This is a genomic window from Streptomyces sp. TN58, assembly GCF_001941845.1.
GTDB lineage: Bacteria > Actinomycetota > Actinomycetes > Streptomycetales > Streptomycetaceae > Streptomyces.
Genome location: NZ_CP018870.1, coordinates 3,411,111 through 3,437,500 on the forward strand (window position 1 = coordinate 3,411,111; position 26,390 = coordinate 3,437,500).

The window sequence follows — 26,390 nt, forward strand, 5'->3', positions numbered from 1 at the left end:
AAAGCGGCCGGCGGCTTCTGGAAGGAACACCCGAAAGTGAAGCTTCAGCGCAAGAACATGCTTCGTGCCTGCACCCTCGGTGCCGTTGTCGTGTCCGGCGCCCTGGTCCTCACGGCGTGCGGCTCGGACGACAACACCAAGAGCGGTGACGGCACCGCCAAGGCCGCTCCGGCCGCCGGCGAGATCAAGTGCGACGGAGCCAAGGGCAAGCTGCTCGCCTCCGGCTCCTCCGCGCAGAAGAACGCGGTCGACCTGTGGGTGAAGAACTACATGGCCGCCTGCTCCGGCGTCGAGGTCAACTACAAGTCCTCGTCCTCCGGCGAGGGCATCGTCGCCTTCAACCAGGGCACCGTCGGCTTCGCCGGCTCCGACTCGGCGCTGAAGCCCGATCAGGTCGAGGAGTCGAAGAAGATCTGCACCGGCGGCCAGGGCATCAACCTGCCCATGGTCGGCGGCCCCGTCGCCCTCGGCTTCAACGTCGCCGGCGTGGACAAGCTGAACCTCGACGCCGCCACGATCGCCAACATCTTCAACGACAAGATCAAGAAGTGGGACGACGAGGCGATCAAGAAGCTGAACCCCGGCGTCACGCTTCCCTCCACCGCCATCCAGGCCTTCCACCGCTCCGACGACTCGGGTACCACCGAGAACATCACCAAGTACCTCAAGGCCGCCGCCCCCGACACCTGGCCGCACGAGGCCGCGAAGAAGTGGGCCGCCCCCGGTGGCCAGGCCGCCTCCGGCTCCGCCGGTGTCGCCGCGCAGGTCAAGCAGGTGGACGGCGCCATCGGATACTTCGAGCTCTCCTTCGCCAGCGCCCAGGGCATCAAGACCGTCGACCTGAACACGGGCGCCGCCGCCCCGGTCAAGGCCACCGGTGAGAACGCCTCCAAGGCCATCGCCGCCGCCAAGATCTCCGGCACCGGCTCCGACCTGGCCCTGAAGCTCGACTACACCACCAAGGCCGAGGGCGCCTACCCGCTCGTCCTGGTGACCTACGAGGTCGTCTGCGACAAGGGCAACAAGGCGGAGACCCTGCCGACCGTGAAGTCCTTCCTGAACTACGCCGCCTCGGACGCGGGCCAGAAGGTCCTCCTCGAAAACGGCTACGCGCCGATCCCGGCCGAGATCAACGCCAAGGTCCGCGAGGTCGTCAACTCGCTGGGCTAGTCCTGAGCTCCGAGGCCCGGTTCGCCCCCTCCCCCCGTGCGGGGACCGGGCGGGCCGGCCCGGAGACACTCCCCCTCCACCCCGGGGGGAATCCGGTGCACCGCCGCCAGGGGGCTCGCCCCCCACACAGACCGGAAAGACCATGGCTTCCACCACACCAACTCACATGGACAAGGCTCCGCCTGTCACCAGGAGCGCAGGGTCCACCGGCCGCGCCGGTGACAAGGTCTTCGCCGGGCTCTCCAAGGGATCCGGCATCCTGCTCCTGGTGATCATGGCGTCGATCGCCGCCTTCCTCACCTACCGCGCCACGATCGCCCTGTCGGAGAACGAGGGGAACTTCCTCACCACCTTCGACTGGAACGCGTCGGCCAACCCGCCCGTCTTCGGCATCGCCGTCCTGCTCTTCGGCACCGTCGTCAGCTCGATCATCGCGATGGCCATCGCAGTTCCGATCGCTGTCGGCATCGCCCTCTTCATCTCGCACTACGCCCCGCGCAAGCTGGCCGCGCCCCTCGCGTACGTGGTCGACCTGCTGGCCGCCGTGCCGTCGATCATCTACGGCATCTGGGGCGCCCTCTTCCTCGTTCCGCAACTGAACGGCCTGAACCTCTGGCTGGACGAGTACCTCGGCTGGACGTACGTGTTCGACAAGACCGAGATCGGCGTCGCCCGCTCGCTCTTCACCGTCGGCATCCTGCTCGCGATCATGATCCTGCCGATCGTGACCAGCGTCAGCCGTGAGGTCTTCCTCCAGGTCCCGCGCATGAACGAGGAGGCCGCCCTGGCCCTCGGCGCGACCCGCTGGGAGGTCATCCGGATGTCGGTGCTGCCCTTCGGCCGCTCCGGCGTCATCTCCGCCTCGATGCTCGGCCTGGGCCGCGCACTCGGCGAGACCATGGCCGTCGCGACCGTCCTCTCCCCGAGTTTCCTGATCTCCGGCCACATCCTGAACCCGGGTGGCGGCACCTTCGCGCAGAACATCGCCGCGAAGTTCGACGAGGCCAACGAGTTCGGCCGCGACGCGCTGATCGCCTCCGGTCTGGTCCTCTTCCTGCTCACCCTGCTGGTCAACGGTGCAGCTCGCCTGATCATCGCGCGCCGCAAGGACTTCTCGGGGGCGAACGCCTGATGAGCCACGCAATCCAGGACAGGCGGCCCGCCCGGGCCCCCCGGTCCGCCGCTCCCACCAGCCTCACCCGAGGCGGCCTGCCCCGCTGGGCCCCGGCCGGCATCGCGGTCCTCGCGATCGCCCTCGGCAGCGGCATCGGCCTCGTCCTCGACCTCGCGAGCAAGATCCAGTGGGGTCTGACCGCGGCCCTCCTGTTCGTCGCGATCACGTACACCGCCAGCGCGGTGATCGAGAACCGCCGCCAGGCCAAGGACCGCGTCGCGACCTCCCTCGTCTGGGTCTGCTTCGTCCTCGCGGTCATCCCGCTGCTCTCGCTGGTGTGGACCACGGTCAGCCGCGGCCTGAAGATGCTGAGCGGCGACTTCCTCAGCCACTCCATGAACGGCGTGACCAGCTTCGACGAGGGCGGCGGCGTCTACCACGCCCTGCTCGGCACCATCGAGCAGATCGCCCTGGCCACCCTGATCGCGGCCCCGATCGGCCTGCTGACCGCCGTCTACCTGGTCGAGTACGGCAAGGGCACGCTCGCCAGGGCCGTGACCTTCTTCGTCGACGTCATGACCGGCATCCCCTCCATCGTCGCGGGTCTGTTCATCCTCACGACCTGGAACCTGATGCTCGGCTTCGGCCCCTCCGGCTTCGCCGGCGCGATGGCCCTGTCGATCCTGATGATGCCGGTCGTGGTCCGCTCCACCGAGGAGATGCTCAAGCTCGTCCCGAACGAGCTGCGCGAAGCCGCCCTGGCCCTCGGTGTGCCGAAGTGGCGCGTGATCCTCAAGGTCGTGCTCCCCACCGCCATCGGCGGCATCTCCACCGGCCTGATGCTGGCCGTCGCCCGCATCGCCGGCGAGACCGCCCCGATCATGCTGCTGGTCTTCGGCTCCCAGCTGATCAACGGCAACCCCTTCGAAGGCGCCCAGTCCTCACTCCCCCTCTACATCTGGGAGCAGTACAAGGTCGGCAGCGACGCCTCCTACGACCGGGCATGGGCCGCGGCCCTCGTACTGATCGCCTTCGTCATGATCCTCAACCTGGCGGCCCGCGGCATCGCCCGCTGGAAGGCCCCCAAGACCGGTCGCTGACACGACCACCGAAAGCGAAGTGACCCCCATGGCCAAGCGAATCGACGTCAGCGGCCTCTCCGCCTTCTACGGCACCCACAAGGCCATCGACGACATCTCGATGACCGTCGAGCCCTGCTCGGTGACGGCCTTCATCGGCCCCTCCGGCTGCGGCAAGTCCACCTTCCTGCGCACCCTCAACCGCATGCACGAGGTCACCCCCGGCGGCCGCGTCGAGGGCAAGGTCATGCTGGACGACGAGAACCTCTACGGGGCCGGCGTGGACCCCGTCGCGGTCCGCCGCACGGTCGGCATGGTCTTCCAGCGCCCGAACCCCTTCCCCACCATGTCGATCTTCGACAACGTGGCGGCGGGCCTGCGGCTGAACGGCAGCTTCAAGAAGTCCGAGCTGACCGACACAGTGGAGCGCTCCCTCCAGGGCGCCAACCTCTGGAACGAGGTCAAGGACCGCCTGAACAAGCCCGGCTCCGGCCTCTCCGGTGGTCAGCAGCAGCGCCTGTGCATCGCCCGCGCCATCGCGGTCGAGCCGCAGGTCCTGCTGATGGACGAGCCCTGCTCGGCCCTCGACCCGATCTCCACCCTGGCGATCGAGGACCTGATCAGCGAGCTCAAGGAGCGCTTCACGATCGTCATCGTGACGCACAACATGCAGCAGGCCGCCCGCGTATCCGACCGGACCGCGTTCTTCAACCTCGCGGCGGTCGGCCGGCCCGGCAAGCTGGTCGAGATCGACGACACGGACCGGATCTTCTCCAACCCGTCCGTGCAGGCGACCGAGGACTACATCTCGGGCCGCTTCGGCTGAGGCGAGATGTGAGAGCGCCCCGCGGTGCTGCATGGCGGTGCCACCGCGGGACGGAGGAAAGAAGGCGGGCCGGCTCCCCCCGGGTGGGGGTGCCGGCCCGCTCTCGTGTCGTACGCCGTGCCTAGCCGAAGGCCAGGTTCACGATCCAGAAGCTGATCGCCGCGACCAGAGCCGCGGCCGGCATCGTGATGAACCAGCCCAGGATGATGTTCTTGGCGACGCCCCAGCGCACCGCGTTCACCCGCTTCGTCGCACCCACACCCATGATCGCCGAGGTGATCACGTGCGTGGTGGAGATCGGCGCGTGGAAGAGGTAGGCGGAGCCGAACATGATCGAGGCGCCGGTGGTCTCCGCCGCGAAGCCCTGCGGCGGGTCCAGCTCGATGATCTTGCGGCCGAGCGTACGCATGATGCGCCAGCCACCCGCGTACGTACCCAGCGACAGCATCACGGCACACACGACCTTCACCCAGACCGGGATCGGGTCCTCGGCGCTCTGGACGTCGGCGATGACCAGGGCCATCACGACGATGCCCATCGTCTTCTGCGCGTCCTGGAGACCGTGGCCGAGCGCCATGGCCGCGGCCGAGACGGTCTGCGCGATACGGAAGCCGTGCTTGGCCTTGTGCGGGTTGGCGCGGCGGAACAGCCACAGGATGACCACCATCACCAGGAAACCGGCGACCAGGCCGACCACCGGCGAGGCGAACATCGGGATGACGACCTTGTCGACCACGCCCGACCAGATGACCTCCGTACCGCCGGCCAGCGCCGCGCCCACCATGCCGCCGAACAGGGCGTGCGAGGAGGACGAGGGAAGGCCGAAGTACCAGGTGATCAGGTTCCAGACGATCGCGCCGACCAGCGCCGCGAAGAGGATCCACATTCCCGTGGACCCGGTGGGCGTCTCGATCAGGCCGCTGCTGACCGTCTTGGCCACCCCGCTGCCCAGGAAGGCGCCGGCGAGGTTCATCACGGCCGCCATCGCGAGCGCCGCCCGCGGGGTCAGGGCCCGCGTGGACACGGACGTCGCGATGGCGTTCGCGGAGTCGTGAAAACCGTTCGTGTAGGTGAAACCGAGCGCGACACCGATGGTCACGACCAGAGCGAAGGTGTCCACGTGGTTCAGGACTCCTTGACCGCGATGGTCTCCACCGTGTTCGCGACGTGCTCGAACGCGTCGGCCGCCTCTTCGAGCACGTCGACGATCTGCTTGAGCTTCAGCACCTCGATGGCGTCGTACTTGCCGTTGAACAGGTGCGCGAGCAGCTTGCGGTGGATCTGGTCGGCCTGGTTCTCAAGGCGGTTGACCTCGATCCAGTACTCGGTGAGGTTGTCCATCGTCCGCAGGTGCGGCATCGCCTCGGCGGTCAGCTCCGCCGCCCGCGCCAGCACCTCGATCTGCTGCTCGACGCCCTTGGGAAGCTCCTCCACGTTGTAGAGGACGACGAGGTCGACGGCCTCCTCCATGAAGTCCATGATGTCGTCGAGCGACGACGCGAGGGAGTAGATGTCCTCGCGGTCGAACGGCGTGATGAAGGAGGAGTTCAGCTGGTGGAAGATCGCGTGGGTCGCGTCGTCCCCCGCGTGCTCCGCCGCCCGCATCCGTTCCGCGATCTCGGCCCGGGCGGACGAGTCCGCTCCGAGCAGTTCCATCAGGAGCTTGGAGCCCGTGACGATGTTGTCCGCGGATGCGGCGAACATGTCGTAGAAGCTCGTCTCCCTGGGGGTCAGACGAAATCGCACGTGAGGTCCTCGGGGTGCATTGGATTCGGTCAGGCTGATGCTAGGCGCATCCCCCGGCCACGGCTAACCGGCGGTTCCCCAGTGTCCTCCATCAGGCAGAGTGAGGAACACGGACCCCTGCCCTCGGGCACGAGCCCGGTATCATATACCCATGAGGGGTATGCATTATCCCTCGCTCGTTCGACCACGGAGGACGTATGACGACCATCGAGGCGGAGGGCCCCGGCACCGGAGCCGACACGGCGGCCGCCCCCGGCACCTCCCACGGCGGCGGGACCGTCCACGGCTACCACCACCAGAAGGACGAGCACCTCAAGCGGCTGCGGCGGATCGAGGGCCAGATCCGCGGCCTCCAGCGGCTCGTCGACGAGGACGTCTACTGCATCGACATACTCACGCAGGTCTCGGCCAGCACGAAGGCACTGCAGTCCTTCGCGCTCCAACTGCTGGAGGAGCACCTGCGCCACTGCGTCGCCGACGCGGCCGTCAAGGGCGGAGCCGAGATCGACGCCAAGGTCGAGGAGGCCACGAAGGCCATCGCACGGCTCCTGCGCACCTGAACCGCCCTCCCCGCCCGCCGGCAGCGGGCGGGGGCGACGGCCCCCATGAGCCGGGGCACCCCGACAGGCTCCGGGCACGACCTAGCGGCCCAGCAGGACCTCGTCGATGCGGTCCAGGCTCAGACGGTCCTCAGCGGCCGCTGACGCGGCGATGATCAGCTCACCGCACAGTTCGATCTCGGCGAGCGCCACGTGGTCCTGCACCGTCGTACCGCCTGCGGGAGTCACGCGTGTCACCTCAATCTGCCACCGGCCACCGGCCGTCTTCGGTCATGCCGCACCACTTGCCGGCGCCCGGCTGTTCAGCGTAGGGAGGGCGTCCGTCCCCCCGCATGACACGGATGGACCATTTCCGGATACCCGGCCATGGCCCGATAGCGCCGCTCCCGGCACGCCCGCCCTGCTAGTCGGCGATCCTTCCGGCGTAAATGTCCCCGCTCGCGGGCAATACGACGGTCACCGGCGTCCCGAATCCGTACAGGAGCGTGGTCGACGACACATCGATCACGCCATTGTTGACGTAGGTGAAACGGTGCCTGACCTTCCGCAGCCGCCCCTCCTCGTCGAGGTAGGCGTCGAAGGGCACCGTGTCCTTGCTGAACCCTTTCGCCGCCGCCTCCAGCGCCCCGCGCATCTCCGCCGGCGCGCTCCCGGCGGCCCGCCCGATGTCGGTGGTCCCCCGGTAGTGCCGCACCTTGGTGCCCGCCACATCGGTCTCCCCCACGTACGTCACCCCCTGGGCGGCCCGCAGCAGCTCCGCCGCGATCAGGGGGTCGGTGGCCCCGCCGGTGACCAGGTTCCCGTCGGCGAGGGCCGTCGTGTCCAGGCGCACCCACTTGTCGGCCGGTACACCCGCGCCGCGGTTCTTCATGTAGAGCGCGCCGGGCACCAGGAGTTCGGTGATGGGCCGGTGCTCGTCCTCGCCCTTCACATCGGCCGGGAGCAGTACGAGGAGCTGCCCCATCCGCTTCTTGAAGTCGACGCCGCCCTCGCCGCGGATGGTGACCCGCGTCCCGCCGGTGGCCATCTCCATGGCCGTACGGGCCCGGGCGCTGCCCGTGCGCGCCAGGACGTCGGCGGCGCCGCGGACCGCCGCCGAAGCCTCCGCCGGGGACCGGTCGTCGCTTCCGCCGCCGCCGGCGCACCCGCCCGTCGCCGTGACGGCCAGGGTGACTCCGGCGGCGAGCACCACCTCAGCCGCGCGCCCGCGCAGCAGCCTGTGCCGGTGAACCACCATCGCCTGCCAAACCCCCAACGCGTGACCGCTGTTTGCCCAGGTCCCCACCCGCTCCGGTTAACGAGGCCCCGGGTTCCGCGTCACGGGGGCACGCCTCGCCCGCCCCCCGAGTGCGCCGAGTACGCCGAGTACGCCGAGTACGCCGAGTGGCCCCGGGTACGGTGGAGGGGTGGAACCGCACACCGACGCGCCGCGGGCCCCCGCGCCGGGCGCCGTACCGCCCCAGCGGCCCGGCTCGCCACCGCAACCGCACCCCCAGCCGCCGACCGGCCCTACCGTGTCCGCCCACACCGCGTCCGCCACCGACCGTGGATCGTTCTGCGTGGCCGTCTGCGCGTGCGGTTGGACCGGCCCGGCCCGCCGCTCCCGCGACCTGGCCCGCAGGGACGCCGCCGGCCACGAGGCCACCCCGACTCCCTGAGGCTGTCCCGGAGGCCTCTGCGGCCACGGCACGGGCAGGCGTCTCGCCCGTTCGGACGGCCCGGCTGGCCGGTGGCCGCCGCAGCGGATGCCCTTGACTCATGCCAGGTTCCGCAGCCCGCCTCGCGGCCCTCCTCTGGGCCCTGCCCGTCGCGTTCGCCCAGGCCGCGGCGGCCGCCGCGGCCTGGGCCGGCCCCGTGGGCTCCGCGGAGGGCCCCGCCGCCGTGGCCCTGGCCATCACACTGACCTCCGCCGCGGCCGTGGCCACCGTCCTGTGGGTGCGCTCCCGCCACCGCCGCGAAGGCGACTCCGACGCGGGCGACCGGTGACGCCCCGGCCCCGCCCCCGGGCGGTCCTGGTGTGCTTCGGGGTGGCCGCGCTGTGCCTGGTGACGGCCGCACTGCTCGCCGTATGGGACTCCTACGGGATGCGCTGAACGCCGGCCGCGACCAGAGGGCGCGTCAGGCAGCCGCGTCAGGCGGCCGCGTCAGGCGGCGAGGTCGCTGTCCTGCGTACCCCGGCCACCCGGCGGGGTCTGGGGCTGCGCGAGACCGACCGGCAGGGGCCGTACCCGCTCCCCGGCCCGTACGAGCCGGCCGAGGCGCGGGCGGGCGGCCACGGCCCGGACGACCGGGCTCAGCAGCGCCAGCGCCAGCGGCGCGAGGACGAGGGCGACGGCGGTGCCGAGCGCGAGGCCGCCGACCACGTCGGTCGGGTAGTGGACGCCCATGTAGACGCGGCAGAGGCCTTCGAGGAGGGCCAGCCCGATCCCCACCAGCCCGAGCCGGCGGTTGGCGACGAACAGCCCTACACCCAGGGCCATCGCGACGGTGGTGTGGCCGCTGACGAAGGAGAACTCGGTGTTCCCCAGGCCTGCCCCCCACCCGGGGTCGAGGACCTGTAGCCCCTCGTGCTGGCGGAACGGCCGCTGCCGTCCGACGAACGCACGCAGCGGCACGTTCACGAGCAGGGCCAGGCCGGCGGCGAGGGGGGCCCACACGAGCGCGGTGACGGTCTCGACGGCGGGGGCCTCCTCCTGCCGGCGGGCGCCGCGCCAGCACCACAGGACCAGGAGGACCAGGGCCAGCAGGATGCCGTACTCACCGGCCAGGCTCACGGCGGTGTCGAGCCACGACGGGGCGCGCCGGGCCGCTCCGTTGACCTCGTACAGCAGGCTGACATCCACGTTCGGCCCACCGGTTGTGAGTCCAGCCATGGTGACGCGGCCCCTTGCTCTTGCCGTGGTTCCCCTGCGGGCGCACCCGGGTGTGCGCCCCTTCGACACCCACTTGATCAACTCCCGCGTTCATGGAACGCCCGTGCCCGCGACCCGGTTCCACTCTCCACGGAATGATCACGGCAACGTTATCGAAGAGTGACGGGCCGTCGCAGCTCAGGGCCTTTGCATCACGGAGAGTTGGCAGGACGGCCGGCCGGCGACCGCACCGGAAGGGCTTCCGCCCCGTCCTTCGTCACCCGGGTCGCGCCGAAGTAGTCGGGCGTGTCGATCCTGTCGAAGCGGATGACCGCCCCGGTGTAAGGGGCGTTGATCATGTATCCGCCGCCGACGTAGAGGCCGACGTGCCGAATCTCGCGCGAGTTCGTCAGATCATCGGAGAAGAACACGAGGTCTCCGGGCAGGAGTTCGTCACGCGCGGGGTGCGGACCGGCGTTGTACTGGTCGTTGGCCACCCGCGGCAGCTCGATCCCGACCGTCTCGTACGCGGCCTTGGTCAGCCCCGAGCAGTCGAACCGCCCCCCGTGCTCGGGGGTGCCGTTGCCGCCCCACAGGTACGGCGTCCCCAGCTGCTTCTGCGCGAAGTAGATGGCCCCCGCCGCCTGTTGCGAGGGCGCCACCCGGCCCACGGGCCGCGCGAAGCTCTTCGCCAGCGTCGTGATCGCCTTCACGTACCCCTGGGTCTCCTTGTACGGCGGCACCCCGCCGTACTTGATGACCGCGTAGGCGCCCGCGTTGTAGGCGGCCAGCATGTTCGACGTGGGGTCACCGGGCACGCTCTTCACGCCCTTGGCCAGCTCGCAGTCGTACGAAGCGGCCGAGGGGATCGCGTCGTTCGGATCCCAGATGTCCCGGTCCCCGTCCCCGTCCCCGTCGATACCGTGTCCCGCCCAGGTCCCCGGGATGAACTGCGCGATGCCCCGCGCGTCCGCCGGGCTGACGGCGCGCGGGTTCCAGCCGCTCTCGGAGTACAGCTGCGCGGCGAGCAGCGGCGGACTGATGGCCGGGCAGAGGTTGCCCCACTTCTCCACCAGCGCCTGGTACTTCGCGGGCACGGCCCCCTTGGTCAGGCCCACGGCACGGCCCCCGGCACCCGCCCCCACGAGCCCGGCCGCCGCCGAGTACGTCCCCACGACGAGGAGCACCACGAAGGTCAGACACAGCCCGATCCCGATCCCGCCGGCCATCCAGAATCTGCGCACCCGGCAACCCTCCCCCATCCCCGTCACTTGGACGTGCGATTCGGCCGTGTCGCATGTCCTACTACCCCACTTGGAAGCCGGTGCGGGCGCCGCCCCCGTACTTCACAGGGCCATCCTCGGCGCGGCAGAAGACCACCGTCCAGTCCCCGCGGACGGCGTACGGAGGCACAGCGGCCCTGCCCCGCACCGGATGTGGCGCCGAAGGCCGCTCAGCGCGGTGCGACGTACAGGCTCTGCGCGCTCCGCCCGATCGGGCCCTTCTCGTCGTGGAGCCGCGCGTCCGCCAGACCGATGCCGGCCGCGTCCACACTCGTGCGGGCCTGCACGCACGCCCACTCCCCCACCGGATGGCGGTGCAGGTGGACGGTCAGGTCGCTGTTGACGAAGACGTACGCCCCGAAGTCCATCACCGCGCTGATCCCGTTGCCCGAGTCCGCGGCGATCAGCACCCGGTCCAGCGCCCTGGTCTCCTCCCCCGCGATCAGCGGCACCTTCATCCGCATCCAGCAGGTGCCGGGGCCCGGCTCGACGAAGGCGCCCTCGGTGAACCGGGTCTCCATGGCCGAGTGGTAGCCGGTCTCCCACGGCACCGGGAAGAACGGCGTCACCTCCGCCTCCCCCGGCGTCGGCAGCTGCGGCCCGCACGCCACGGCCGGTACGGACTCCTGCGCGACCCGGATCCGCAGGGCCCGTGCCAGCATGACGGGCGCGGCGCCCACCGGGCCGAGCGCCGCCTCGACCACCTCGGTGCTGCGCCCCGCACGCAGCACGCTCGTGGTCACCTCCAGCCCGCCGATCGGCACCGGGCGCAGGATCTCGTACGTGATCCGGGCGATCCGCATGTCCGCGCGCGCACCCGGCCGCTCCTCGACGGCCCGTCCCAGCAGCGCGGCCGGCGGACCGGCGTGCTGGGAGGCCGCGTCCCACGGCCCGCGCGTGTACTCGGTGGCCCGGAAGCGTCCGGGGCCGACCCGCTCGAAGAACCCCTCGGCAGTACCCATACCCGTCACGCTACCGACTGGTAACCACCTCCACCAGCCTCCCCGACGGGTCAGCGGGCGAACCCCAGTCCCACCCCCAGGCCCACCAGCACCGACCCGATGGCCCGGTTCAGCGCCTTCTGCGCCTTCAGCATCCGCTCGCGCAGAGCGGAGACGGAGAAGAACACCGCCACCGCACCGAACCACCCCAGGTGCGCCGCCGACATGAACAGCCCGTAGCCCGCCTGCTGCCACAGCGACGTCCCCGGATCGACCACCTGCGTAAAGGTCGACACCACGAACAGCGTCGTCTTCGGGTTGAGCACATTGGTCAGGAACCCCGACCGCATCGCCCCCAGCCGGGTCAGCTGCGGCTTCGACTCCAGGTCCACGGTCACCTCCGCCCGGGCCCGGAACGTCCGTATCCCGATCCACACCAGATACGCCGCACCCGCCGTTTTGATCACGGTGAACAGCGCGGTGGAGGAGGCGATCAGCAGACCGACCCCCAGCATCGTGTACGAGACGTGGACCAGCACCCCGGCCGCGACCCCGGCCGCGGCGAACAACCCCGTGGGCCGCCCGTAGAGGTAGCTGTTGCGCACCACCATGGCGAAGTCCGCACCCGGGCTGATCACGGCGAGCAGGGTGATGACGGCGACTGCGATCACTTCTGTCATACACCGATGCTCGCCGCCCCCTCCCTCACGATCAACCCCTGCCCCACGGCACCCACTTGCCCCAGTCCGTGGGGCGCCGGGAGCCACTTCCACCGGCGCCTGCGCACGCCTCCCCTCGCCGAAGGCCGCCGGGGGCGCGTCCTGACCGCGGCCCACCGGCGACAATGAAGGCATGCACCACAGCCTGCCGCTCCTGCAAGCCGACTGCGAGAACTGCTTCGCGCTCTGCTGCGTCGCCCTGCCGTTCGCCAAGTCCACCGACTTCGCCGTGAACAAGCCCGCCGGAACCCCCTGCCAGAACCTCCGCCAGGACTTCCGCTGCGGCATCCACACCCGGCTGCGCGACCAGGGCTTCCAGGGCTGCACCGTCTTCGACTGCTTCGGCGCGGGCCAGCAGGTCTCCCAGGTCACCTTCGGCGGCCGCGACTGGCGCACCCACCCCGCGAGCCGCGCCGAGATGTTCGACGTCTTCCCGGTGATGCGCCGGCTGCACGAGCTGCTCTTCTACGTCGACCAGGCCCTGGGCCTCCCCGACGCCGCCCAGGTCCACCCCGAGCTGCGCCGCCTGCTCGCCGAGACGGAGCAGTGGACGCGCGCCGACGCCGCCGCCCTCGCGGCCCTGGACGTCGCGGAGCTGCGGGGCCGGATCAACACGCTGCTCCTGAAGACCAGCGAGCTGGTCCGCGCCAAGGTCCCGGGCCGCAGGAAGAACCACCGCGGCGCCGACCTGATGGGCGCGCGCCTCTCCGGCGCCGACCTGCGCGGGGCGAACCTCCGCGGCGCCTACCTGATCGCCGCGGACCTCTCCCGAGCCGACCTCCGCACGGCCGACCTGATTGGCGCGGACCTGCGCGACGCGAACCTGCGCGGCGCGGACCTGCGCGGAGCCGTCTTCCTCACCCAGCCCCAACTGAACGCGGCCCAAGGCGACCCGGCCACCCGCATCCCCCAACCCCTGACCCGCCCCACCCACTGGACCTGACGCCCCCGACGGCACCCCAGCCCCGCAATCCCAGCCCCGCCGGCGCTTGAGGCGCGGGACCCGGGGCGGAGCCCCGCACTCCAGCCCCGCCGGCGCTTGGGGCGCGGGACCTGGGGCCCAGCCCCGCAATGCCAGCCCCGCCGGCGTTTGAGGCGCGGGACCCGGGGCCCAGCCCCGCACTCCAGCCCCGCCGGCGCTTGGGGCGCGGGACCCGGGGCCCAGCCCCGCAATGCCAGCCCCGCCGGCGTTTGAGGCGCGGGGGCGCGGGGGCAGCGCCCCCGCAACGCGGCCGCACCCGCACCCCCCGCCCCTACCCCGGCGGCCGATCAGCCGCCAACCACCCGCGCCAAAAACCCCCGCACGGCGGCGAAGTACCCCTCCGGGTCCCCCACCCGCACCGCATGCCCCGCCGGCAACTCCACCAGCCGCACCCCCGCCCTCCGCACCGTCATCTCCCTCGCGTGCTCCGCCGACAGCACCCCGCTCCGGTCCCCCCGCACCAGCAGCGTCGGCGTCCGCACACGCAGCCAGTCCCCCCAGTGGTCACCGTTGAGCCCCTGCTGCGACTCCACCATGTCCTCCACCTCGAACGCGACCCCCCACCCGTCCGGGTACTCCCGTACCGCCCCCTCCAGATACGGCGCCGAGCTCCCCAGCCCCGCCAGGAAACCGGCCCGGGTCGACGCCCGCCGCGGCCAGGCCCGCGCGAACGCCAGGTCGCCGTCGACCACCGCCCCGATGTCCTCGACCACCACCGCCCGCACGAGGTCCGGCCGCCGCGCGGCCAGCTGGTAGGCGTTGACCCCGCCCAGCGAATGCCCCAGGACCACCACGGGCCCCAGCCCCAGGTGCTCCAGCAGTGCGGCCGCGTCCGCGACGTACCCCTCCCGCGTGTACTCCCCCGCCCGGTCGGAGTCCCCCTGCCCGCGCTGGTCCGGAGCGATCACCCGCCACGCCGGACCCACCTCGCGGGCCAGCCGCTCGAAGTCCGCCCCCGCCCCGAAATGCCCGTGCAGCGCCAGCAGCGGCGCCCCCGGCCCGCCGAAGTCCGTATACGCGAGACGCCGCCCGTCCCGCGCCACCATCACCCCCGGCAGCGGCCCCAGCTTGTCGATCACCCGTCGCCGCAGCAGCTGGTACTCCTCCCACCGCCGCTTCAACCGCCCGCCCGGCCGCTTCACCACCCGTCCGGGCGTGACCGTCTCACCCCGCCGGAACTGCTCCCGCGTCAGATCGACCCGGATACCGCCGGGAAGCAGGTTCCACCAGTGGTAGCCCTCCTGCCGCCCCTCGTGGAAGACCTCCCCGAGCACCAGGTCCCCGCCCACGAGGTCCTGCACGACCAGGGCGGTGATGTCACATTGCCCCCAGGCCGGATTCTCCGGAGTCCAGGGCACCCGGCTGATGTCGGCCGGCTCGCTCGTCTCGGCGGACCATCCCGCCCGAATGGCCGCCTCAAGATCCGCGAGAGTCCAGGTAGTCGTCATCCTTTCAGCGTGCCGGACACCACTGACAACTCCGGATGGAATACTGACGGAATGTCGGACTTATGTCGGCGAGCCGGCCCAACGACACGCCACCCCGCTGCTCCGAACGGCGCCCCCTCGCCCCGCCCCTCGCGCACCGAGAGGACAATCATTGCCCGGCGTCACCCCCCGTGATACACAGAGTGACCGCACGTTCTTGCGGATGGACGGCAGCCCGGCCCAGGTCAGAGCGCGGAAGCCGGGCGCGGGCCGCGAGATCGGGTAAAGAGAGCCGACAAGTCGACGACGACGGCGGTTTCATCAGCGAAGATAGTGCGTGACCCCTGCCGTCGGGCAGCGGGCTTCCGGAACTACCCATACAGGGGCGGTGAGTTACATGATCCTGGCAGCCGAAAAGGGCGACATCACCACCATCATCGGCGGAATCGCCCCGAACTGGGGGCCGTTCGGCGGTCTCGGCAACGAAGCGAAGGTCATGATCGAGGTGGTCATGGCCGTGGCGATCCTCCTCTGCCTCGGCATCGCCATCTGGGGCGCGGCCAAACAGCGCATCGGCGCGACCGCCCTGCGCGACACGTTCAGCGCCGAACAGGGCAAGGGCCTGATCGTGGCCGGCCTCACCGGCGTCTTCATCATCGGCTCCCTCGGCACGCTCTTCACGATCGTCTACGGAATGGCCGTCTAGCCCGACCGACCACCGGTGGCCCCGACCTGACGAGAACTCACCACACCGCATCCACGCGGGAACCAGCGCTACCGTCGTACGACGCGGAGGGGGCGGAAACGGAATGAGCAACGACGACCAGTACGGCGGCGCCGGCTACGGCGAGGTCGGCGGCACGGGCCAGACCCGCACCCGCCTCCCCGACACCCCCGCCGACCCGTACGGCCCGACCCGCCGCACCTCCCGCGCCCCCCGCAGCCTGGTCACCGTGGTCGGCGTGGTGGTCCTCCTGATCGCCGCCATCGCGTTCGCGAACCAGGCCCCGGACACACCCGACGCCAAACCCTCGGACGACACCCCGTCCGCCACCTCCACCTCCCCCACGGGCGCCGGCCCCGTCACCGGCAAAACGGCCGGCATCCCCAAGGGCTTCGCCCACGACGAACAAGGCGCCCAATCGGCAGCCGCCAACTACGCGGTAGCCCTCGGCTCCGACGGCATGTTCAAAAAGGCGACGCGGCACGCCCTGGTGGACGGCATCTACGCACCCGACGTCGCATCCAGAATGAAGGCCCCGCAGGACGCCGCCTACTCCCCGGCCTTCCTGGCCCAGCTCGGACTCGACGCCAACGGCAATGCTCCCCAGGGCAGCACCTTCGTCACACGCACCGTCCCGATCGGCACCCGCGTCGAGAGCTACACGCCGGCCGCCGCGAAGGTCTCCGTCTGGTACACGGGCCTCATCGGCATGTCCGGCGCCAAGTCCACCGACCCGGTCAAAACCCTCTGGAAGACCTGGACCTTCGAACTCAGCTGGATCGGCGAGGACTGGAAAGTCGTCGACGACACCCAACAGGACGGGCCCGCCCCGGTTCCCGGCGATGTCCCCGTGTCGACGTCCGACGACATGAGCAAGGCCATCAAGGAATTCGGAGGATTCACCTATGCCCGCTAGCCTCCGGCTTCCCGCCCGGCTGGGCGTGATCGCCTCCGCTCATGCCGTCCTCGTCGCCCTGGCCACCCGCGCCTACGCCGCACCGGACCCCACACCACAGGCCACCACCGACCCCTGCGCTCTCCTCGACGGCCCCTCCAAGCAGTACTGCCAGAGCGGCACGGGGACGTCCGGGGGGACCCCCCGGACCGGGCTGGCCCCCAGTGACGGCTCCGCCGACGCCCTCAACCCCCTCGCCTCCCTGGCCAGAGGCTGCGCCGACGCCGCAGCCTGGATCGTCACCAAACTCAGCGAAGCGGTCAAGGGCAACGCCGACGTCGACTTCACCAACGCCACCTTCCTCAAGCAGTACGCCGTCGTCTTCGCCGCCTCCACCATCCTCACGCTCGTCCTGTGGCTCTTCGCCGTCGCCAAACGAGCCGTCCGCGGCGTCCCCCTGACCACCGCCCTCTCCGAAGCCATCGGCTTCCTCTGGCTCACCGTCCTGGCCTCCGCCTTCACCCCCCTGATCCTCTACACCGTCGTCTCCGCCACCGACGGCGTCACCGAGGTCATCGCCTCCGCCACCGGCAGCCAGACCGACGTCTTCTTCGGCTCCTTCTCCGAAGCCCTCAAGAAGGGGGACGACATCGGCGGCGGCCCGATCATGCTCATCGTCGTCGCCCTCGTCACCGTCCTCGCCGCCGGCATCCTCTTCCTCGAACTCTTCATCCGGGCAGCCCTCCTCTACGTGGGCGCCCTCCTCGGCGTCGTCGTCTACTCCGGCCTCGTCGACCGCAACCTGTGGGGCCACGTCCGCCGCTGGGCCGGCATCATGATCGCCGTCATCCTCGTGAAGCCGGTCATCGTCATCGTCCTCGGCCTCGCCGGAGCCCTCACCGGCGAACAAGGCCCCAACGCCTTCTCCGCCGTCGTCACCGGCCTCTCCATCATCCTCCTGGCGATCTTCGCGTCCGCGATGATCTACCGCTTCGTCCCCGGCTTCGGCGACGAGATCGCCTCCGCCCGCGCAGGCCGCAGCAAGGCCACCGACGGAGCCCAGGCCGCCGCCGTCATCAGCTCCCCGGCCTCCCTCGTCTCCCAGGGCATCAAAACCCACAGCAGCCGCGGCGCCCACCGCGGAGGCGACGGCGGCGTCGCCCCGCCCCGCCCCGCCAACCCCCTCTCCGGAGGCGTGGCCGCCCACAGCAGCCGCCCCACCTCCGGCGGCGGGGCCGGCGGCGGATCTGTCCCCTCCGCCGCACCCCCGCCCCGCACGAGCTCCAGCACGAGGAACACAGGAGGTGACGGGCGTTGACGACCCAGTCCCACCAGCTGCACCCGGTCGCGCCCCGCCGCACGTATCTCATCGGCCGCGCCCGGCCGAACGCGATCGTCGGCAAGAACCGCGAGACCGGCGAGATCGCCCTCATCATCACCGGGGCGTTCTTCGGCATGATGAGCGGACTACTCGTCCCCGACCTCACCCTGCGCATCGTCAGCCTCGTCGGCTTCCCCTTCCTCGCGCTCGCCGCCGTGTACGTCCCGTACAAGGGCCGCACCTTCTACCGCTGGTTCGAGATCAACCGCAGCTACAAGCGCACCCTGCGCCGCGGCACCACCTACCGCTCCGGCGCCATGGAAGCCGGCGTCCGCGCCGCCGACGGCCGCGAGGTCGAGATCGGCCCGCCCCCCGGCATCGGCCGCATCAACTGGCTCGCCGCCCCCTTCGGCCCCGACGAGATCGCCGTACTCCTCCACGCCGACCGCCGCACCGTCACCGCCGCCATCGAGATCGAGGGCCCCGGCGTAGGCCTGCGCGACAGCGAGGACCAGGAAGCCCTCGTCGACCGCTTCGGCACCCTCCTCAAGCACGTCGCCAACGGCGACGGCTTCGTCACCCGCCTCCAGATGCTCGCCCGCACCCTCCCCGCCGACCCCGACGCCCACGCCAAGGACGTCGCCCAACGCGGAGACACCCGGTCCCCCGCCTGGCTGCGCGACTCCTACGACCAGCTCCAGTCGATGGTGTCCACCTCCTCCGAGCAGCACCGCGCATACCTCGTCGCCTGCATGCACTACACCCGCGACCTGGCCGCCGAAGCCGTCACCATCGCCCGCGCGACCACCCCCCACAAGGGCCGCAAGCTCGACCGCGACGCCGGCCTCGCCATCGTCATGGCCCGCGAACTCACCGACATCTGCGCCCGCCTCGCCGAAGCCGACATCCGCGTCCGCCAGCCCCTCGGCCAAGGCCGCCTCGCCTCCCTCGTGCACTCCATGTACGACCCGGACCACCCCATCGACCACATCCAGGCCATGACCAAGCGCAACGCCTGGCCCGCCGAACTCGACGCCGTCGAACCGACCTACCTCCAGGCCAAGACCCGCGAGTCCTCCACCCGCTCCCCCTGGTGCCACGCCACCGCCTGGGTCAAGGAGTGGCCCATGACCCCCGTCGGCGTGAACTTCCTCGCCCCGCTCCTCGTCCACACCCCCGACGTCATCCGCACCGTCGCCGTCACCATGGACCTGGAACCCACCGAGGTCGCCATCGAGCGCATGCTCACCGAGAAGACCAACGACGAGGCCGACGCCTCCCGCGCCGCCAAGATGAACCGCACCGTCGACCCCCGCGACATCGCCGCCCACGGCCGACTCGACCAGAGGGGTGAAGATCTCGCCAGCGGCGCTGCCGGAGTCAACCTGGTCGGGTACATCACGGTGTCCTCGCGTTCACCGGAGGCCCTCGCCCGCGACAAGCGGACCATCCGCGCCTCGGCCGGCAAGTCCTACCTGAAGCTGGAATGGTGCGACCGCGAGCACCACCGCGCCTTCGTCAACACCCTGCCGTTCGCCACCGGCATCCGACGCTAGCTGAAGGGAAGACCCGCCCATGCGAGATCCCATGACAGCGCTGACGGACGCCTTCACCAGCTTCCTCTTCGGCAAAGTCGAAACCACGCGCCTGCCCGTACGCACCTCCACCGGGCAGGCGCAAGCCGTCTACCTGCCCACCGCCGCCCCCGGCCTCGGCGACTCCGGCGTCATCATCGGCCGCGAGGTCTACAGCGGAAAGGGCTACATCTACGACCCCTTCCAGCTGTACGGACAGCAGCTCCCGGCCCCCCACTGGCTGGTCCTGGGCGAATCCGGCAACGGCAAGTCCGCCCTGGAGAAGACCTACGTCCTGCGCCAGCTCCGCTTCAAGGACCGCCAGGTCGTCGTCCTCGACGCCCAGGGCGAAGACGGCGTCGGCGAATGGAACCTCATCGCCCAGCAGCTGGGGATAACCCCCATCCGCCTGGACCCCATCGCCGCCAACGACTCCGGGATCCGCCTCAACCCCCTCGACCCGGCCATCACCGCGACCGGGCAGCTCGCCCTGCTCCGCACCATCATCGAAGTCGCCATGGGCCACGGCCTCGACGAACGCGCCGGCTTCGCCCTCAAGGTCGCCCACGCCCACGTCGTCGACACCATCCGCGACCGCCAGCCCGTCCTCACCGACATCGTGGAACAGCTGCGCCACCCAGAGGCCGAATCCGCCCTCGCCATGAACGTCGACATAGACGATGTCCGAGCCTGGGGCCTCGACGTCGCGCTCGTCATCGACCGCCTCGTCGACGGCGACCTGCGCGGCATGTTCGACGGCCCCACGACCGTCGGCATCGACCTCGACGCCCCCCTGATCGTCTTCGACCTCTCCCACATCGACCGCAACTCCATCGCCATGCCCATCCTCATGGCGATCGTCGGCGTGTGGCTGGAACACACCTGGATCCGGCCCGACCGCAAGAAGCGCATCTTCCTCGTCGAAGAGGCCTGGCACATCATCAACAGCCCTTTCGTCGCCCAGCTGTTCCAGCGGCTCCTGAAGTTCGGCCGCCGCCTCGGCCTGTCCTTCGTCGCCGTCGTCCACCACCTCTCCGACGTCGTCGACGGCGCCGCGGCCCGCGAAGCCGCCGCCATCCTCAAAATGGCCTCCACCCGCACCATCTACGCCCAGAAGGCCGACGAGGCCCGCGCCACAGGTCGCGTACTCGGCCTCCCCCGCTGGGCGGTGGAGATCATCCCGACCCTCACCCCCGGCATCGCCGTCTGGGACGTCAACGGCAACGTCCAGGTCGTCAAACACTTGATCACCGAAGCCGAACGCCCCCTGGTCTTCACCGACCGCGCCATGACCGAGTCCTCCACCCCGTCCCGCCTCCCCGCCGACCTCCTCGCCGCCGAACTGGAAGCGGAGGAACGCGCCCTGTCCATCGAACGCAGCCGCGGCAGCGGCAGCCCCGGGTCCGCGACCACGGTGGCCTGACCATGCACGACGCACGACGTACGGACCCCTCCGCACGCGGCGGCGGCATCCCGGACGGCCTGCTGGTCGCCCTGCTGGCGTTTCTCCTCGGCCTGGCCGTCCTCGTCTGGACGGCCACCGGCCTGGCCGCCCTCCTCGCCAAGGGCAGCTGGCCCGACACCGTCACCTTCACCCGCACCCCGACGGCCGTCCGAGCCCTGACCGCGCAACCCCACGACATCCCGGGCGCCTGGCCGGACACCGACCCGGCAGCCCTCTCCGGCTGGGGCCTCTTCTGGGGCCTCTTCGTCAGCCAACTGCTGGTCCTCTTCGTACTGACCGTCTTCACGATCGGCGTGGTGGCCCGCACCAAGTCCCGCCGCGCCCTGACAAAACAAACACCCCAACCCCACCCCACCCCGCCACCCGCCGAGGCCCAAACGCCAACTCCAGCCCCGCCGACGTTCGAGCCACGGGGGCCACTTCCAGCCCCGCCGGCGTTTGAGGCGCGGGGGCCCGGGGGCAGCGCCCCCATCCAGTCCGCTCCGGCCCCGCCGATTCCAGCCCCGCCGGCGATTGAGGCGCGGGGGCCCGGGGGCAGCGCCCCCGCAACCCACCCGAGCCCGACCCACGACGCCTACCGCTACGGATTCGGCTACGCCCCGACCCCCGCAACCGCACCGACAACCGCACCAACAACCGCACTCACCCCACACGGGCCCCCGCAAGGGACTCCGCAAGGGACTCCGCAAGGGATCACCTACGCCACCCCCGCCGACCGCCTCCGCACCGCAACCCACCGCATCCGCGACACCGACGGCGCCGCCCTGGTCGTGACGTCCTCCCCCACCCTCTGGGCCGACACCAAGGACGCCCGCGCCAAACTCGGCCCGGTCCTCCTCTACGACCCCTCCCACCTGTGCGACACCCCGGCCCGCATGCACTGGAACCCCACCGACGGCTGCGCCGACCGCGACACCGCCGCCGCCCGCGCGATCGCCCTGCTGGCCCCCGTACGCCCGCAGGCCCGTCTGGACGAGGCCGTGGCCGACACCGCCGAAACGCTCCTGCGCAGCTGGCTCCAGGCCGCCGACCTCGACAACCGCCCGTTCAAGCAGCTCCACCGCTGGGCCCAGGGCAACAGCGCACAGGACCCGGTACGCATCCTGCGCACCCACCCCCAGGCCGCCGCGGGCGCCGCCGGCGAACTGGAGAGCGCCCTCACCGCGCACCCGGAACGCCGCGAGCTCGCCCTGAGCCTGACGGCCCGTGCCCTCTCCTGCCTCTCCTCGATCCACATCCGCCAGGCCTGCAATCCGAACCGAACAGATGCACTCACCTTGGCTTCGTTCGTCGCCGAAGGGGGAACCCTCTACTTGGTGGGTGAAGCTCTGGAGGACCCTCGCACCCACCCGGGTGCGATGCCGTTGCTGACCGCACTCGCCTCTCACGTGGTCGAGCACGGCCGCCGCATGGCCGCACGGTCATCCCACGGTCGGCTCGACCCACCACTCTCCCTGGTGCTGGAGGACGTGGCGGCCGTGGCCCCGATCCCCCAGCTCCCGGAGCTGCTGACCGGGGACACCCTCCCGCTCCTGGCCCTGTGCCGCAGCCGCGAACAGGCCCGCTCCCGCTGGCCCGGAGCAGACCTCTAGACGAGTAAGTCCGAAGTGTTGGTCAGTGGTCGTAGGCGACGAGTGATCGGGTGATGGATGTTCCGTTGGCCCGGTTGTGCCAGATGGCTGCGGTCAGGGCCAGGATGCGTTGTCCGACGCGGGCCAGGACCCCAGATGGGGTCCTGGCTCCGTGACGTTCGAGGTCGAGTTGGCCTTTGAGGGTGTCGTTCACCGACTCGATGAGCTGCCGGATCGGTTTGAGCAGGTGCTCGCCCGGCCGTGGCTTGCGGTTGCGGTAGCTGGGCCGCAGCAGGGTCAGGCCGTGGTCGGCCATGAAGGCGTCCAGGTGCTTGGAGACGTAGCCCTTGTCACCGACGATGGTCTGCCCGGGGTGGGTGGCCAGCAGGTCGATGTCCTGGGTGAGCATGCCGGCGAGGACTTCACGCTCGTCCGTTTTCGGGTTGGCCAGCGCCCAGGCAATGGGCAGGCCGCCGGGTGTGCAGAGCAGGTGCAGACGCAAGCCCCAGAAGAACCGTGAGTGCGAGGCGCAGTAGCCGTAACCGGCCCAGCCCGCCAGTTGCGAGCGTTTGACCGTCGGCCGTGAGCGGGCGCACTCCACGGGGGTGGAGTCCACGATCCATACGTCGTCGTGCCACAGGTCGGTGTCGCGGGCCAGAGTGCGGATGAACCGGCTGATCAGCGTGTTGGCGGCCCGCAGGCGCTTGTTGTATCCGGACTGCTCGGGCAGGTAGGGGAACTCGGCGCTCAGGTGGCGGCGGGCGAACCGAAGCCAGCGGGTCTCGGAGGCGAAGCCGAGGACGGCCTGCATGACCGCGAGCGTCAACAGCTCGGCATCCGTCAGCCTCGGCGGACGGCCCCATCGCCGCGTTCCTGCCAGAGAGTCATCAATCCTCACGTACAGTGCAGTCGCGAGGGTTTCGAGATCTGTCGTCACAAACGGATCAACGAGACCCTCGCTTCATGCGCCCGAAAACTTCGGACTTACTCGTCTAGGAGGTGTCGCGGGCTAGCCCACCGGTCGCCGGAGCACGTACTCCAGCTCCCTGGCGCCCGGGTTCCCCGGCATGGGGACGACGGTCCCGGTCGGCTCGAAGCCGTACTTCCGATAGAAGGCCTCGGCCCGCCCGTTGTCCTCGTGCACGAAGAGCCGTACGCGCTCCAGCACCGGCTCCTCCAGCCCCCACGCCCACTCCAGGGCGGCCGTGAACAACGCCTCGGTCAGCCCGGTGCCCCGCTGCTCCGGTCGTACGAACACCCCGACCACATGCCCCTGCGCACGCTCGACCTCCCGGTCGAAGAAGTCGACGGTCCCGCCCTCCTCGACGAGCACCGTCACCGTGCCGTCCCACCGCCCGTCGGCGGCCTCGGCGACGAACTGCCGGACGCGCCGCCCGCGCGACGCGTCCTCGGCCCGCCCCTGCCAGAACTCGTCGAGGTGCCCCTCTGCCTGCTCCACCGTCTCCAGGAACGCGACCGGAGCCGCCGGATCCTTGAGCCCCGCGATCCGCAGTTCCTTGACCTTCTGCCACTCGTCGGCGCGCACGGGACGTATCACATGCTGGAGTTCGTTCATGAGCGGTGATCCTAACCATCCATCAGCGAGACTTCACCCATGAATCCGCACGTCAGAGCCATCGCTCATGTCACCGCTCGCTCCACCGGCCGGCCGTTGGACCCGACCCTCGCGGTGACGTTGAACTTCCACCCCGACCGCTGGTGTGGCGACCGCCCGATCCTCACCGCCCTGGCGGAGGACGGCGTGTACCGCTCCCAGTTCGTCACGGGCACGGGCAACGGCGGTCTCACCGCCCACCCCGGCGGCGCCCGCTGGCTCTGGGAGAGCCGCATATTCGGTGGGGCGTACGACGACGCGCCGGCCGAGTCCCGCCCCGTCTACGGCGCCTTGAACTTCCGCGGCAACCCGGCCGGCGCCGCACCGCGCTTCGGCTCCGCCCACTTCCGCCTCACACCGGCGGCCCTGCCACGGACCACGTTCTGCTACCCGGACAGCTACCTGGAGCCGGAGTCGTTCGGCGTCGCGGACCGCATGTCCCTGATCGCCCTGGCCGAAGCCGACGACCAGGACGCCCTCGACGACTACATCGAAGCCCAGGTCCACACCCCGGTCCTGCTGGACCGCGACGTGGCAGCCCTCGTACTGGACCCCAGCTACCGGGACACCCCGGTCGAGGCGGCGGCCGCCAAACTTCCCTGCCCGGTCGAATGGCACCCCGGCTTCCGTCTCACGGTCGACGACCTCCGCCGCCATCCCGAATACCGCGGCCCGGAGTACGTCGAGCTCGGCGCCGAGATCGCCGTCGGCGGCCGGCTGACCCCCCACATCCTGGGCGAGGCGGCCCGCACGGGCCGGTACGACGAACAGGCTCTCAAGCGGGTCTGGCACTACCTGGCCCGCTTCGGAATGCACCGACAGCACCCGTAGGAAACGCCCCGTGAACGCAGAAAAGCCCCGCACCAGAAGGTGCGGGGCTTTCCCACAATGATTGTTCGGCGGCGTCCTACTCTCCCACAGGGTCCCCCCTGCAGTACCATCGGCGCTGAAAGGCTTAGCTTCCGGGTTCGGAATGTAACCGGGCGTTTCCCTAACGCTATGACCACCGAAACACTATGAAATTCTGAACATGCTGGTGTTTTCACAGCCGTTCGTTATTTCAGAACTAACACAGTGGACGCGAGCAACTGAGGACAAGCCCTCGGCCTATTAGTACCAGTCAGCTCCACCCGTTACCGGGCTTCCACATCTGGCCTATCAACCCAGTCGTCTACTGGGAGCCTTACCCTCTCAAGGAGGTGGGAATACTCATCTTGAAGCAGGCTTCCCGCTTAGATGCTTTCAGCGGTTATCCCTCCCGAACGTAGCCAACCAGCCATGCCCTTGGCAGGACAACTGGCACACCAGAGGTTCGTCCGTCCCGGTCCTCTCGTACTAGGGACAGCCCTTCTCAATATTCCTACGCGCACAGCGGATAGGGACCGAACTGTCTCACGACGTTCTAAACCCAGCTCGCGTACCGCTTTAATGGGCGAACAGCCCAACCCTTGGGACCGACTCCAGCCCCAGGATGCGACGAGCCGACATCGAGGTGCCAAACCATCCCGTCGATATGGACTCTTGGGGAAGATCAGCCTGTTATCCCCGGGGTACCTTTTATCCGTTGAGCGACGGCGCTTCCACAAGCCACCGCCGGATCACTAGTCCCGACTTTCGTCCCTGCTCGACCCGTCGGTCTCACAGTCAAGCTCCCTTGTGCACTTACACTCAACACCTGATTGCCAACCAGGCTGAGGGAACCTTTGGGCGCCTCCGTTACCCTTTGGGAGGCAACCGCCCCAGTTAAACTACCCATCAGACACTGTCCCTGATCCGGATCACGGACCGAGGTTAGACATCCAGCACGACCAGAGTGGTATTTCAACGTCGACTCCACCCCAACTGGCGTTGGGGCTTCAAAGTCTCCCACCTATCCTACACAAGCCGAACCGAACACCAATATCAAACTGTAGTAAAGGTCCCGGGGTCTTTCCGTCCTGCTGCGCGAAACGAGCATCTTTACTCGTAGTGCAATTTCACCGGGCCTATGGTTGAGACAGTCGAGAAGTCGTTACGCCATTCGTGCAGGTCGGAACTTACCCGACAAGGAATTTCGCTACCTTAGGATGGTTATAGTTACCACCGCCGTTTACTGGCGCTTAAGTTCTCAGCTTCGCAACCCCGAAAGGTCACTAACCGGTCCCCTTAACGTTCCAGCACCGGGCAGGCGTCAGTCCGTATACATCGCCTTACGGCTTCGCACGGACCTGTGTTTTTAGTAAACAGTCGCTTCTCGCTGGTCTCTGCGGCCACCCCCAGCTCACGGAGTAAATCCGATCACCAGGAATGGCCCCCCTTCTCCCGAAGTTACGGGGGCATTTTGCCGAGTTCCTTAACCATAGTTCACCCGAACGCCTCGGTATTCTCTACCTGACCACCTGAGTCGGTTTAGGGTACGGGCCGCCATGAAACTCGCTAGAGGCTTTTCTCGACAGCATAGGATCATCCACTTCACCACAATCGGCTCGGCATCAGGTCTCAGCCTTGTATGAGGGACGGATTTGCCTACCCCTCGGCCTACACCCT

The 26,390-nt window shown here is 69.8% G+C and carries 26 protein-coding genes and 2 rRNA genes (1 of these 28 only partly in view); 15 read left to right on the plus strand and 13 right to left on the minus strand.

What is annotated here, in order from left to right:
• The first annotated feature begins 36 nt into the window (after positions 1 to 36).
• The 4 genes from pstS to pstB all read left to right on the plus strand — a co-directional run bounded on the left by pstS (position 37) and on the right by pstB (position 4,189).
• Positions 37 to 1,170, plus strand: coding sequence for a phosphate ABC transporter substrate-binding protein PstS (gene pstS, locus BSL84_RS15425; protein ID WP_075970550.1), 1,134 nt, complete (start codon positions 37 to 39; stop codon positions 1,168 to 1,170).
• A gap of 142 nt (positions 1,171 to 1,312) precedes the next feature.
• Entirely contained in the window at positions 1,313 to 2,302 is a 990-nt protein-coding gene (pstC, locus tag BSL84_RS15430) for a phosphate ABC transporter permease subunit PstC (protein WP_075970551.1), read from the plus strand.
• On the plus strand, positions 2,302 to 3,384 hold the full coding sequence (gene pstA, locus BSL84_RS15435; protein ID WP_030028393.1) for a phosphate ABC transporter permease PstA: 1,083 nt from the start codon (positions 2,302 to 2,304) through the stop codon (positions 3,382 to 3,384). The genes pstC and pstA overlap by 1 nt, the downstream gene beginning before the upstream one ends.
• Before the next feature lie 28 nt (positions 3,385 to 3,412).
• Positions 3,413 to 4,189, plus strand: coding sequence for a phosphate ABC transporter ATP-binding protein PstB (gene pstB / locus BSL84_RS15440; protein WP_030028389.1), 777 nt, complete (start codon positions 3,413 to 3,415; stop codon positions 4,187 to 4,189).
• A gap of 121 nt (positions 4,190 to 4,310) precedes the next feature.
• Here the strand turns inward: pstB and BSL84_RS15445 are convergent, their stop codons facing one another.
• On the minus strand, positions 4,311 to 5,309 hold the full coding sequence (locus BSL84_RS15445) for an inorganic phosphate transporter (protein WP_030028388.1): 999 nt from the start codon (positions 5,307 to 5,309) through the stop codon (positions 4,311 to 4,313).
• A 5-nt stretch (positions 5,310 to 5,314) separates the two neighbouring features.
• A complete protein-coding gene (locus BSL84_RS15450; RefSeq protein ID WP_028797706.1) occupies positions 5,315 to 5,935 on the minus strand; it encodes a DUF47 domain-containing protein in 621 nt (206 codons plus the stop codon).
• 197 nt (positions 5,936 to 6,132) lie between these two features.
• Here BSL84_RS15450 and BSL84_RS15455 point away from each other — a divergent pair, with 197 nt between their 5' ends.
• Positions 6,133 to 6,495 (plus strand): metal-sensitive transcriptional regulator, encoded by a 363-nt coding sequence (locus BSL84_RS15455; RefSeq protein WP_075970552.1) that lies wholly within the window; start codon positions 6,133 to 6,135, stop codon positions 6,493 to 6,495.
• Between the two features lie 81 nt (positions 6,496 to 6,576).
• Here BSL84_RS15455 and BSL84_RS36520 read toward each other — a convergent pair whose 3' ends face one another.
• Together BSL84_RS36520 and BSL84_RS15460 are read right to left on the minus strand one after the other, a co-directional pair.
• Positions 6,577 to 6,723, minus strand: a complete 147-nt coding sequence (locus BSL84_RS36520) for a hypothetical protein (RefSeq protein ID WP_167350610.1) — start codon at positions 6,721 to 6,723, stop codon at positions 6,577 to 6,579.
• A gap of 175 nt (positions 6,724 to 6,898) precedes the next feature.
• Complete coding sequence (locus BSL84_RS15460; RefSeq protein ID WP_030028383.1) at positions 6,899 to 7,732, minus strand: hypothetical protein; 834 nt, start codon at positions 7,730 to 7,732, stop codon at positions 6,899 to 6,901.
• Positions 7,733 to 7,901: 169 nt separating this feature from the next.
• Between BSL84_RS15460 and BSL84_RS15465 the strand changes: the two genes are divergently transcribed.
• Positions 7,902 to 8,153 (plus strand): hypothetical protein, encoded by a 252-nt coding sequence (locus BSL84_RS15465; protein ID WP_045323295.1) that lies wholly within the window; start codon positions 7,902 to 7,904, stop codon positions 8,151 to 8,153.
• Positions 8,154 to 8,253: 100 nt separating this feature from the next.
• Entirely contained in the window at positions 8,254 to 8,481 is a 228-nt protein-coding gene (locus BSL84_RS15470) for a hypothetical protein (protein ID WP_045323296.1), read from the plus strand.
• A 158-nt stretch (positions 8,482 to 8,639) separates the two neighbouring features.
• On the opposite strand, the gene BSL84_RS15475 is transcribed toward BSL84_RS15470, so the two are convergent.
• The 4 genes from BSL84_RS15475 to BSL84_RS15490 form a co-directional block, all read right to left on the minus strand.
• Complete coding sequence (locus BSL84_RS15475) at positions 8,640 to 9,368, minus strand: phosphatase PAP2 family protein (protein ID WP_075970553.1); 729 nt, start codon at positions 9,366 to 9,368, stop codon at positions 8,640 to 8,642.
• A gap of 191 nt (positions 9,369 to 9,559) precedes the next feature.
• Positions 9,560 to 10,576, minus strand: coding sequence for an NlpC/P60 family protein (locus BSL84_RS15480; RefSeq protein WP_037663430.1), 1,017 nt, complete (start codon positions 10,574 to 10,576; stop codon positions 9,560 to 9,562).
• 224 nt (positions 10,577 to 10,800) lie between these two features.
• The gene (locus BSL84_RS15485; protein ID WP_075970554.1) at positions 10,801 to 11,592 is read right to left on the minus strand and encodes a thioesterase family protein; all 792 of its coding nucleotides are present in this window, start codon (positions 11,590 to 11,592) and stop codon (positions 10,801 to 10,803) included.
• Positions 11,593 to 11,642: 50 nt separating this feature from the next.
• The gene (locus tag BSL84_RS15490; protein WP_075970555.1) at positions 11,643 to 12,251 is read right to left on the minus strand and encodes a LysE family translocator; all 609 of its coding nucleotides are present in this window, start codon (positions 12,249 to 12,251) and stop codon (positions 11,643 to 11,645) included.
• Positions 12,252 to 12,423: 172 nt separating this feature from the next.
• Here BSL84_RS15490 and BSL84_RS15495 point away from each other — a divergent pair, with 172 nt between their 5' ends.
• The gene (locus BSL84_RS15495) at positions 12,424 to 13,233 is read left to right on the plus strand and encodes a pentapeptide repeat-containing protein (protein ID WP_075970556.1); all 810 of its coding nucleotides are present in this window, start codon (positions 12,424 to 12,426) and stop codon (positions 13,231 to 13,233) included.
• Between the two features lie 326 nt (positions 13,234 to 13,559).
• Here the strand turns inward: BSL84_RS15495 and BSL84_RS15500 are convergent, their stop codons facing one another.
• A complete protein-coding gene (locus tag BSL84_RS15500; RefSeq protein WP_079273207.1) occupies positions 13,560 to 14,720 on the minus strand; it encodes an alpha/beta fold hydrolase in 1,161 nt (386 codons plus the stop codon).
• Positions 14,721 to 15,096: 376 nt separating this feature from the next.
• Between BSL84_RS15500 and BSL84_RS15505 the strand changes: the two genes are divergently transcribed.
• From BSL84_RS15505 to BSL84_RS15530, 6 genes are all read left to right on the plus strand, one after another.
• Positions 15,097 to 15,405 carry a hypothetical protein gene (locus BSL84_RS15505; protein ID WP_045324346.1) on the plus strand — a complete coding sequence of 103 codons (309 nt, stop codon included), beginning with the start codon at positions 15,097 to 15,099 and terminating at the stop codon, positions 15,403 to 15,405.
• Positions 15,406 to 15,508: 103 nt separating this feature from the next.
• Entirely contained in the window at positions 15,509 to 16,339 is an 831-nt protein-coding gene (locus BSL84_RS15510; RefSeq protein ID WP_075970557.1) for a hypothetical protein, read from the plus strand.
• Positions 16,329 to 17,636: a hypothetical protein gene (locus BSL84_RS15515; RefSeq protein WP_199816387.1), complete on the plus strand. Its 1,308-nt coding sequence runs from the start codon at positions 16,329 to 16,331 to the stop codon at positions 17,634 to 17,636. The genes BSL84_RS15510 and BSL84_RS15515 overlap by 11 nt, the downstream gene beginning before the upstream one ends.
• Entirely contained in the window at positions 17,633 to 19,195 is a 1,563-nt protein-coding gene (locus BSL84_RS15520) for an SCO6880 family protein (RefSeq protein WP_030028616.1), read from the plus strand. Before BSL84_RS15515 ends, BSL84_RS15520 begins: the two co-directional genes overlap by 4 nt.
• Before the next feature lie 19 nt (positions 19,196 to 19,214).
• Positions 19,215 to 20,636, plus strand: a complete 1,422-nt coding sequence (locus tag BSL84_RS15525) for an ATP-binding protein (protein WP_030028618.1) — start codon at positions 19,215 to 19,217, stop codon at positions 20,634 to 20,636.
• A 2-nt stretch (positions 20,637 to 20,638) separates the two neighbouring features.
• Positions 20,639 to 22,270 (plus strand): type VI secretion protein, encoded by a 1,632-nt coding sequence (locus BSL84_RS15530; RefSeq protein WP_075970558.1) that lies wholly within the window; start codon positions 20,639 to 20,641, stop codon positions 22,268 to 22,270.
• A 22-nt stretch (positions 22,271 to 22,292) separates the two neighbouring features.
• On the opposite strand, the gene BSL84_RS15535 is transcribed toward BSL84_RS15530, so the two are convergent.
• Complete coding sequence (locus BSL84_RS15535; protein ID WP_030036058.1) at positions 22,293 to 23,186, minus strand: IS982 family transposase; 894 nt, start codon at positions 23,184 to 23,186, stop codon at positions 22,293 to 22,295.
• 72 nt (positions 23,187 to 23,258) lie between these two features.
• Positions 23,259 to 23,825: a GNAT family N-acetyltransferase gene (locus BSL84_RS15540; RefSeq protein ID WP_075970559.1), complete on the minus strand. Its 567-nt coding sequence runs from the start codon at positions 23,823 to 23,825 to the stop codon at positions 23,259 to 23,261.
• Positions 23,826 to 23,864: 39 nt separating this feature from the next.
• Here BSL84_RS15540 and BSL84_RS15545 point away from each other — a divergent pair, with 39 nt between their 5' ends.
• The gene (locus BSL84_RS15545) at positions 23,865 to 24,695 is read left to right on the plus strand and encodes a DUF3626 domain-containing protein (RefSeq protein WP_075970560.1); all 831 of its coding nucleotides are present in this window, start codon (positions 23,865 to 23,867) and stop codon (positions 24,693 to 24,695) included.
• 63 nt (positions 24,696 to 24,758) lie between these two features.
• Here BSL84_RS15545 and rrf read toward each other — a convergent pair.
• Together rrf and BSL84_RS15555 are read right to left on the minus strand one after the other, a co-directional pair.
• Positions 24,759 to 24,875: ribosomal RNA gene (gene rrf / locus BSL84_RS15550) — 5S ribosomal RNA — on the minus strand.
• Positions 24,876 to 24,954: 79 nt separating this feature from the next.
• Positions 24,955 to 26,390 (minus strand): 23S ribosomal RNA (locus tag BSL84_RS15555) (it continues 1,684 nt past the right edge of the window).

What these genes read in the sequence shown, in the direction of transcription:
- pstC (WP_075970551.1), top strand. Translation starts at nt 1,313, where the DNA reads ATGGCTTCCACCACACCAACTCACATGGACAAGGCTCCGCCTGTCACC.
- pstA (WP_030028393.1), top strand. Translation starts at nt 2,302, where the DNA reads ATGAGCCACGCAATCCAGGACAGGCGGCCCGCCCGGGCCCCCCGGTCC.
- pstB (WP_030028389.1), top strand. Translation starts at nt 3,413, where the DNA reads ATGGCCAAGCGAATCGACGTCAGCGGCCTCTCCGCCTTCTACGGCACC.
- BSL84_RS15455 (WP_075970552.1), top strand. Translation starts at nt 6,133, where the DNA reads ATGACGACCATCGAGGCGGAGGGCCCCGGCACCGGAGCCGACACGGCG.
- BSL84_RS15460 (WP_030028383.1), bottom strand. Translation starts at nt 7,732, where the DNA reads ATGGTGGTTCACCGGCACAGGCTGCTGCGCGGGCGCGCGGCTGAGGTG.
- BSL84_RS15470 (WP_045323296.1), top strand. Translation starts at nt 8,254, where the DNA reads ATGCCAGGTTCCGCAGCCCGCCTCGCGGCCCTCCTCTGGGCCCTGCCC.
- BSL84_RS15475 (WP_075970553.1), bottom strand. Translation starts at nt 9,368, where the DNA reads ATGGCTGGACTCACAACCGGTGGGCCGAACGTGGATGTCAGCCTGCTG.
- BSL84_RS15480 (WP_037663430.1), bottom strand. Translation starts at nt 10,576, where the DNA reads ATGGCCGGCGGGATCGGGATCGGGCTGTGTCTGACCTTCGTGGTGCTC.
- BSL84_RS15485 (WP_075970554.1), bottom strand. Translation starts at nt 11,592, where the DNA reads ATGGGTACTGCCGAGGGGTTCTTCGAGCGGGTCGGCCCCGGACGCTTC.
- BSL84_RS15490 (WP_075970555.1), bottom strand. Translation starts at nt 12,251, where the DNA reads ATGACAGAAGTGATCGCAGTCGCCGTCATCACCCTGCTCGCCGTGATC.
- BSL84_RS15495 (WP_075970556.1), top strand. Translation starts at nt 12,424, where the DNA reads ATGCACCACAGCCTGCCGCTCCTGCAAGCCGACTGCGAGAACTGCTTC.
- BSL84_RS15500 (WP_079273207.1), bottom strand. Translation starts at nt 14,720, where the DNA reads ATGACGACTACCTGGACTCTCGCGGATCTTGAGGCGGCCATTCGGGCG.
- BSL84_RS15505 (WP_045324346.1), top strand. Translation starts at nt 15,097, where the DNA reads ATGATCCTGGCAGCCGAAAAGGGCGACATCACCACCATCATCGGCGGA.
- BSL84_RS15510 (WP_075970557.1), top strand. Translation starts at nt 15,509, where the DNA reads ATGAGCAACGACGACCAGTACGGCGGCGCCGGCTACGGCGAGGTCGGC.
- BSL84_RS15515 (WP_199816387.1), top strand. Translation starts at nt 16,329, where the DNA reads ATGCCCGCTAGCCTCCGGCTTCCCGCCCGGCTGGGCGTGATCGCCTCC.
- BSL84_RS15525 (WP_030028618.1), top strand. Translation starts at nt 19,215, where the DNA reads ATGCGAGATCCCATGACAGCGCTGACGGACGCCTTCACCAGCTTCCTC.
- BSL84_RS15530 (WP_075970558.1), top strand. Translation starts at nt 20,639, where the DNA reads ATGCACGACGCACGACGTACGGACCCCTCCGCACGCGGCGGCGGCATC.
- BSL84_RS15540 (WP_075970559.1), bottom strand. Translation starts at nt 23,825, where the DNA reads ATGAACGAACTCCAGCATGTGATACGTCCCGTGCGCGCCGACGAGTGG.
- BSL84_RS15545 (WP_075970560.1), top strand. Translation starts at nt 23,865, where the DNA reads ATGAATCCGCACGTCAGAGCCATCGCTCATGTCACCGCTCGCTCCACC.